This is a genomic window from Nitratidesulfovibrio liaohensis, from assembly GCF_011682075.1.
Classification (GTDB): Bacteria; Desulfobacterota; Desulfovibrionia; order Desulfovibrionales; family Desulfovibrionaceae; genus Cupidesulfovibrio; species Cupidesulfovibrio liaohensis.
This window is the reverse complement of the sequence record NZ_VSMK01000063.1, coordinates 1-7,928: the sequence shown is the minus strand read 5'-3', so window position 1 is coordinate 7,928 and position 7,928 is coordinate 1. Positions and strand designations below refer to the sequence as shown.

Annotated in this window: 7 protein-coding genes; 1 reads left to right on the top strand and 6 read right to left on the bottom strand. The window is 65.7% G+C overall.

What is annotated here, in order from left to right:
* Positions 1 to 676 (top strand): DUF4851 domain-containing protein (locus tag FVW27_RS02880; protein WP_167122594.1); only part of this gene is annotated, 676 nt, incomplete at its 5' end.
* A gap of 177 nt (positions 677 to 853) precedes the next feature.
* Here FVW27_RS02880 and FVW27_RS02875 read toward each other — a convergent pair.
* The 6 genes from FVW27_RS02875 to FVW27_RS02850 form a co-directional block, all read right to left on the bottom strand.
* The gene (locus FVW27_RS02875) at positions 854 to 2,599 is read right to left on the bottom strand and encodes a methyl-accepting chemotaxis protein (protein ID WP_279586592.1); all 1,746 of its coding nucleotides are present in this window, start codon (positions 2,597 to 2,599) and stop codon (positions 854 to 856) included.
* Between the two features lie 335 nt (positions 2,600 to 2,934).
* Positions 2,935 to 3,360, bottom strand: a complete 426-nt coding sequence (locus FVW27_RS02870) for a PaaI family thioesterase (RefSeq protein ID WP_167122590.1) — start codon at positions 3,358 to 3,360, stop codon at positions 2,935 to 2,937.
* A 170-nt stretch (positions 3,361 to 3,530) separates the two neighbouring features.
* Entirely contained in the window at positions 3,531 to 4,388 is an 858-nt protein-coding gene (locus FVW27_RS02865) for a zinc metalloprotease HtpX (RefSeq protein ID WP_167122588.1), read from the bottom strand.
* Between the two features lie 517 nt (positions 4,389 to 4,905).
* Positions 4,906 to 5,913 (bottom strand): 4Fe-4S binding protein, encoded by a 1,008-nt coding sequence (locus tag FVW27_RS02860; protein ID WP_167122586.1) that lies wholly within the window; start codon positions 5,911 to 5,913, stop codon positions 4,906 to 4,908.
* Positions 5,914 to 6,903: 990 nt separating this feature from the next.
* The gene (locus tag FVW27_RS02855) at positions 6,904 to 7,683 is read right to left on the bottom strand and encodes a phosphoribosylanthranilate isomerase (RefSeq protein WP_167122584.1); all 780 of its coding nucleotides are present in this window, start codon (positions 7,681 to 7,683) and stop codon (positions 6,904 to 6,906) included.
* Positions 7,680 to 7,928 (bottom strand): AAA family ATPase (locus FVW27_RS02850; protein WP_167122582.1); only part of this gene is annotated, 249 nt, incomplete at its 5' end. The genes FVW27_RS02855 and FVW27_RS02850, both read right to left, overlap by 4 nt.

Here is a 7,928-nt window from a genome sequence, read left to right as displayed (position 1 = left end):
CGCGCTGTTGGTGCGCCCGGCAGCCGGACTGACGCCCGCAGGGGCGGGCGTGGCCGACTTAGTGCCGGATACGGCCAGCGGAACCGGCTCCGCCAGGGTGTACTATGCCCTGCATGCCAGCCCCACGCGCGGTGGGGGGGGCGGCGCTCCGGTCCGTCTGGCGGCCTTGCTGGCGGAAGCTTCCAGCGAATATCGCTGGCCGCTGGAGGTGACATCGGGCCAGGACGAGGTGCGCACCGCAACAGGACAACTGGCGGGCATGACCGTGCACGCCGCCACGTTCGCGCTGCCCCCGGACAGGGACGCGCTGGCCCCGGCCTTTGGCGATGACCCGGCGCCATGGCGCGGGGGCGCGCTGGTTCGCAGGTTTACCGGGCGTGCAGAGATGCGCCACGTGAAGGTGGTGGTGGAATACCGCGAACCGCTGATCATGGCAGGGGATACGCCCATGGTGGATACACCCCGCTTCGGTCGCCCGGCGGTGCTGGACGACCCGGCTGCGCTGGCCGCCTTCGAGGCGCGCGCGGAACAGGCCTTCCGCCTGGAGCGGCCCGACGGCGACTGGACCAAGGGCAAGGACATCGCCAAACTGGATGCCGCGCCGGAACAGGTGAAGCGCCGTGAGATTACCCGCATGCTCGGCATTCTGGAGCGCGACCGGGGTGACGACCGCTGAGGGTGGGGGGGGGCAGGCCGCCCGCACCGTTTCCGCGTTGCTCGCACACTGCGTGCGCGCACATGAAGTAGGGCGCCCGTGCCGTTTTCCGGCATGGACGCCCTTTTTGCGCGCAGTTGTCGGTGGCGGACGTGAAAGCGGGCAAATCCGAACTGCTTCTCCAACCTCCGCCGCAAATCAGCCGTTGCGCAGCGCGCGGACCAGGTTTTCCAGTTCCTGCGTCTGCTGGGCCAGTTCGCCGATGGCCTGCGCTGAGTGCTGCATGGCTTGCGAGGTCTCGCTGGAAATGCGGCTGATGTCCTCTATGGACCTGTTGATCTCGTCACTGGCCGTGGATTGTTGCGACGATGCGGTTGCAATGGCGTTGACCTGGTCCGCCGCCACCAGCACCAGGGTGACGATTTCGCCGAGGGCCGTGCCAGATTCGCTCGAGAGGGCCGTGGCCTCGCCGATGGTGCTTACCGCACCGTCCACGCTCTGCATGCTGGTGCGGGCGCTGTCCTGGATGGCCCGGATGGAGTCGCCCACTTCCTTGGTGGCGTTCATGGTCTTTTCGGCCAGCTTGCGCACCTCGTCGGCCACCACGGCAAAACCGCGCCCGGCGTCACCGGCGCGGGCCGCCTCGATGGCCGCGTTCAGTGCCAGCAGGTTGGTCTGGTCCGCGATGTCGGTGATCACGTTCATTATCTGGCCGATGGACTCTGCCTGGTTGCCCAGGCGCCCCATGTCGTCCTTCAGGGCTTCAGCCTGGCGGCGCACCGCCTCTATGGCGTGCACGGCCTTGTTGACCACCTGAGCGCCAGATTCGGCCCGGGTGCGGGCGTTGCGGGCATTGTCCGAGGCCTCGGTGGCGTTGCGGGCCACCTCGAGCACCGTGGCGTTCATTTCTTCCATGGCGGTGGCCGTTTCGCTCACGCGGCGGGTCTGTTCCTCTGCCCCCCGGCTGGCCTGTTCGACCTGGGCCGCCAGTTCGGTGGACGAACTGGAAAGCTGTTCCATGACCACTTCCAGGCGGGCTACGGCAGCCAGAATGGCCTCGCCTTTCGCTTCGGCATCGTTCTTGGCCACTTCCGCCTCCGCCATGGCCTTGCGGGCGCGTTCCGCCTCCTGTTCGGCCTCGCGCGATTTCTGCTCCGCGCCTTTCAGCGCGGCAACGATCCTGGTGACCATCTCGCCAAAGGCCCGATGCAGGGTCACCAGTTCGCCATGAAAGAGGGCGTCTGGCGGCAGGGGGGTGTCATAGGCCCCGTCGGCAATGCGCTCTGCCGATGTCGCCAGTTCTGTAACGGGGCGGGCTATCAGGCGGCCCATGTACAAGGCTATGGCGGCGGCCACCAGCGTGGCGCCGATGGTCAGGCCGTACATGATGTTGCGAGCCATGGTGTAAGTATGGTCACCTTCATCGCTGGCGGCGGCGGACTTTGCGCTGTTGGCTTCGATAACCTTGCGGGCGGTGGTTATCACCTGACGGTACAACGACAACATTTCTCCGCCCATCATGGCCAGGGCTTCTTCGTTTTTATTGGCGCGAGAAAGCTCAAGAAAACGTTCATGCAACGATATATACCGTGACCATTCCGTTTTTATTTGAGCGTAATTTTCCTGTTCAACCATATTCCGAGGGAGCTTTTCGTACTCTCGGACTGTCTTTTCAAAGGATTCCAGGGCGTCTTTCATTTCATCTTCAGAACTGCGCATGGCAGATGCTTCTGTGGATATATTATGTTGGAACTCAAGTTGCCTGAAAGTAACAATATATTGTATTATTCTGTTGGTGTATCGTATTGAAGGTGTGTAGACGTCGTTCATTTCCGATGAGATTTTATTGACGGAATCCAGGCGTGTTACGCCGAATATGCTTATGAAAATCATTATGACGATGATTGTTGCAAACGAAATCGCTAGTTTTGAGAAGATGTTCATTGATCTGAATGCAGACATCTCCATCTCCTTGAGCTGCGCTCATTGTGATTTTTCCAGTTGATGTGGCTAAGGCGTATCGTTTGATTGGAAAACTGGTTTTTTTTGTCGTAATGCGGCAAGACTATGTCTCTTTTTATGAATAAGGCAACTCCGAGTGAAAAAGCAACGATAAACATTTTTTCATGATTAAGTATATGTAGGGCAATTCGTTGCAGTGCTGTGGAACATCAAGGCGCGAAAAAGGGGGCCCGGCATGGCCGGGCCCCGGTGGCGCGGGAAAGGCAGTTTCGGGGGGGGGCAGTCGGAGGCCGGACAGGCCTTCGGCATGAATTATTTCATTCCGCGCGTTTCACGTAGCAGACGATGCGGCCTTCGGCCACGGCCACGCCGGGTGCGGAATCGGAGGCGATGCGCACGAAGATGTTGCCGATGCGATAGCCCTGCAACCGCACGTCGGCCTCGGCTATCAGGTCGGCGAAGGGCGCGGGCCGCAGGAAGTCCACGCGCATGTCCACGGTGGAAACCATGTCGTTGGGGCCGAAGTGGGTCCACAGGGCCACGTTGCCGCAGATGTCCGTCAGGGTGGAGATGACCCCGCCGTGCAGCGCCCCGCGCGACTTGTTGCCCGCGAATTCCTCGCGAAAGGGCAGGCGCAGCCGGGCGTAGCCGGTGCGCACCTCCTCCACCCGGATGCCCAGGTGGCGGTGCCAGTCCACGTGCTGTTCGACGAAGGGCACAAGGTCTTCATGGACGGTGCTCACGGTGCCTCCGGGGTGGTGCGTGCAAAAGGGGCGGGAACAATGCCCCGCCCCTTTTTATAGTCGATGTGTGCCGTGCGCGCCACTGGTGGCAGCGCCGGTGGCTCCGGTCCGGTTGTGTGTTCCGGCCGTGCGTTCCGGATGCGCCGGTCTGACTGGCGCGCGTTGCCCGATCAGCGCCGTGCGGCCATGGCCTGCAAACGGGCGATGCGTTCTTCCATGGGCGGGTGGGTGCTGAACAGGCTGGCCATGCTGGCTCCGCTGAACGGGTTCACGATGAACATGTGCGCGGTGGCCTGGCTGCCGTGCTGCATGGGCACCTTCTGCGACCATGCCTGCAACTTGGCCAGGGCACCGGCCAGATACAGCGGATTGCCGGACAGCGATGCGCCCGTTTCGTCGGCCAGATATTCGCGCGAGCGCGAGATGGCGAACTGGATCAGCGAGGCGGCAATGGGCGCCACGATGGCCATCATGATGGCTACCAGCGGACTGGTGCCGCCCTCTTCGTCGTCGCTGCGGCCAAAGCCGAAGATGGCCGCCCACTGCATCATGTTGGCGATGGACACGATGACCGAGGCCAGCACCCCGGCCACGGTCTGCACCAGAATGTCGCGGTTGGCGATGTGCCCGATCTCGTGGGCCAGCACGCCTTTCAGTTCCTCCGGCGAGAGGATGCGCATGATGCCGTGGGTTACCGCAACCACGCCGTGGGCCGGGTCGCGCCCGGTGGCGAAGGCGTTGGGGGCGTCTTCGGGGATGACACACACGCGCGGCTTGGGAATGCCCGCGCGGGCCGCCAGTTCCTCCACCATGGCGTGCAGCATGGGGGCGTCTTGGGGGGCCACTTCCTGCGCGCCGTACATGGAAAGGACGATCTTGTCGGAATACCAGTAGCTGCCGACGTTCATCACCAGGGCCAGGATCAGTGCGATCATGATGCCCGTCTTGCCGCCCATGGCCCCGCCAAGGACGATGATGATGCCCGAAAGAAGGGCAAGCAGCATGGCGGTCTTGATCTGACTGGTCACGGTCTTGTGCTCCTTGCGTGGGGTAGGCGCGGGGTGCCCGCGCGTTTGGTTGTGCGGCGGAAGGCGGCGCGTGGACCAGAGGCTGCCGAGCCCGAACGCGCCAAGGTGGGCCGCGCCTGAATTGGACAAAAGGCGCTGCGCCAAGACGGGCCGAAGGGCCATGGCATGGCCGCGCGGCTCGCCTTTCCGTCTGGCCGCCCGCGCAACTATGTAATATCGCAGCGGGAGATGACAAGGGGGGTAACGCCGCAATACTGCGGCAGAGGGATGTGAAGGAAGAAGGTGCGCTTTCGCCGTGCGGAGCGGGCAGGGCAGGGGCGCGTCGGTTCGCGGCGCCACAGCATCTATCCATTGCGGAGGGATATGCGTGGCGCAAAGGCCGGGCAATGGAAGCGGAATGTGTGCATCCCGGCCCCCCCCCAATTTCTCTCGGACGGGGCGCCGGGATGCGTCACGGATGGTGCGTCGCGTGCATGCGCAACGCAAAAGTGAGAACGGGGCGGGGAAGCAGTGCCCCCTAGTGCGTGATCATCCCCGCCCGCAGCATCATGTGGAAGCGGCGTGCCATGGACTGCGGCAGGGGCGAATCCCACATGCCCAGCGCCTGCGCCACGCCCCAGGCCGCCAGCAGCACCAGCACGCACCCGGCGGCGATGGACCACGCGGGCAGGCGGCGCTTGCCTGGCAGGGTTACCGAAAGGCAGTCCTTCACGGGGCAGGCCGCAATGCACTCGGTGCACCCCACGCATTCGCCGGACGATACCCTTTCCAGCCGTTGCACGGGCAGTGCGGCGGGGCAGGCGCGCGAGCAGCGCCCGCAGTCCACGCAGGTTGCCGGGTCGCGCCGCACCGCCACCGGAGAAAGGCGCGCCAGCAGCGAAAGCAGCGCGCCGTACGGACACAGCACCCGGCACCAGAAGTAGGGCAGCACCAGCGACCCCACGCCCAGCACGGCGAATACGGTGATTGCCGTGTTGCTGGGCGCCAGGAAGAACTGGAGCATCCGGGTATCCGCCACGAAGTTGTAGGGCGAAAGCAGGAAGGCTTCTATGGATTCCACGTCCATGGACACCACGGAAATCCAGGCGAACTGGGCCAGCAGCAGGTACTTGGGCAGCGAGAGCAGGCGCGCTGCGCGCGGCCCGGTGCGCCGGGCGATGCCAAGTCGCGTGCCCAGCCGGGCCAGCAGCGACGAGACGAAGCCCACGGGGCAGATGTATCCGCAAAAGCCCTTGCGCAGCAGCAGGGCCATGGCCAGCACGGCGATGAAGATGAACAGACCCGCCGGGTGCACCGGATCCCACTGGCCGGTGAACAGCAGCCGCTTGAAGGCGATCAGCGCGCTGATGGGCAGAAAGCCTTCCACGGACGGGGGCTTGGGCACGAAGTCATCGGATTCGCCCATGGCCCAGCGCACGTAGAGGAAAAAGCGCCAACCGGCATACAGCAGGAACAGGGTGTAGGCGGCCTGCACGCCAAGGCGGACGCGGGCGGGGGATGGCAGGCGGAACGAGGAATGCGGCACGGAATGCTCCTTGGGACGGATGCAGGCGAAAATGGCCGAGGGGTTTGACTGGCGGACGGCTTGCGATTCGACGCGCGCTGGACAGCCGAGCGGGTGAGGCCGGAGCCTGTCCGGCTTGTCGCGTGGCGGCAGCGGCCTGACGGTGGAAACACAGCGCCCCACGCGGCGGTTCTGCACCTTGCGGACGTGGGTGTCCGTCGGGCAGCCGACAGTTGCGGCATACAGTCCGGATACGCAGGCAGTGAAGGCTGCGCAGCGCAAACGTAACGGCGGCATGCCCGTCGCCACACTGACCGATGACGGCGGACAGGTCCGTGACCTGAGTCACGGTGAATCACGCCGGACGTTGCGTCCATGCCGTGGCGGCGGCGAAAACCGCCATGCCTCGCCAGTCAGGGCAGCAGGGACAGCCGGAACATGCGTGACACTCTGAACAGGCGGGACAGGCGGGACACATGGAGCAGGGGCGTCGTTTCCGGGCGGCCATGCCCGGACGGTGCGGGGTGGAGGCGTCTTGGGACGGAAGCGGGAGGAAGGGCGGAAAATGCGAAACGGACGACCAGGGCCGTCCGTTTCCTGCGGGCGCCGTGGTCGGGAAAACCCGCCGCAGGCCGCATGCCCGTGAGGGCGAAACGCGTGACTAGTGGTGGTGCGGTGCGTTGGGGGTGGTGCACTTGATGTAGCGCAGTGCGATGGCCACGCCCAGAATACCCGCGATGAACCATGCGAAATCCATGACAGCCTCCTTCTGGTGCCCCGGCGCGGACGCGCGCGGGTTGTGCGCAATTTCCCAATCCTCAATCCGAGGTGTAGCGGAAAGAATCAGGAAGTTCAAGGGCCTTGCCGCAGGAGGGGGAAGGACGCGCGTGACCGGAAGTGTGCGACCGGAAGTGCGCGACAGACGGCGTGCGGCAGATGCCACGCGTTGGTGCTGCGGGGGGGATCGGATACTGCGCGTCGGCGGAGGGTGCGGGAGATGCGAGAAGCTCGTCAGGCTTCGGCCCGACGAGGCCCGGCCTGGGCAACACTCAGCACCGCCTCCGCAAAGCCCTGCCGGGCCTCGGCCACGAAGCGGCGCAGCCGGTCCGGGCACTTGCGGCCATCCGGGCCTTCCACGCCGGTGTGCGCGTCCACCCCTGCCGGGCGCACCCGCAGGATGGCCGCGCGCACGTTGTCCGGGTTCAATCCTCCGGCAAGGATAACCGGGCGGGGCGAGCGGCGCACCAGTTCGGCGCTCACGGCCCAGTCATGGGTGAGGCCGGTGGCGCCGTCCGCGCCCGTGGCCGGGTCGTGGGTGTCGGTGATGAAGGCGTCGGCCTGCGGGGCCAGCTCGCGCACCGTGTCCAGCAGTTCCGGCAGGTTGCCGTCTGCCCGCACCACCAGACTCTTGATCAGGAACAGGTCCGGAATTTCACGCCGCAGCCGGGCCAGTTCGGCGACCCTCACCGGGCCGTGCAGTTGCAGGCGGCGCAGCCCCAGCACGCGGCAGAATTCCGCCGCCTCGGCCCCATCGGCAATGTAGGTGATGCCCACGGGCAGCAAGGGCGGCGCGGGCAGGTGTTCCACCGCCGTCACCAGCCGCGCGGCCTCGGCTTCGGTCAGGTCTTCGGCGTTCACCGGCAGGCGCAGGGGCAGACCCATGGCATGCACCCCGGCCTCGCGCAGGGCCTGCGCCTCGGCCATGTCGTGCACGCCCGCCACCTGGATCAGACCGGCGAAGGGCACGCCCCGCTCCAGTCGGGGTGCCTCGAAAAGCGGCCCGCCGGTCATGCGGATTCGTCCCGCGCCAAGCCGTCGCCTCCGCGCGGGCCGCACTGGGCGATGCGGCCATCGGCCAGACGCAGCACGTGGCTGATTTCCGGAATCAGGTCGCCGTCGTGGTGGGTGACCAGCACCATCTGCACGCCCGCGCGGGCCAGTTGCCCCAGCAGGGCCAGGAACGCGGCGCGGCTGGCCGGGTCCAGCCCGGAGCAGGGCTCGTCCAGCAGCAACAGGTCCGGCGCGCCCGCCAGGGC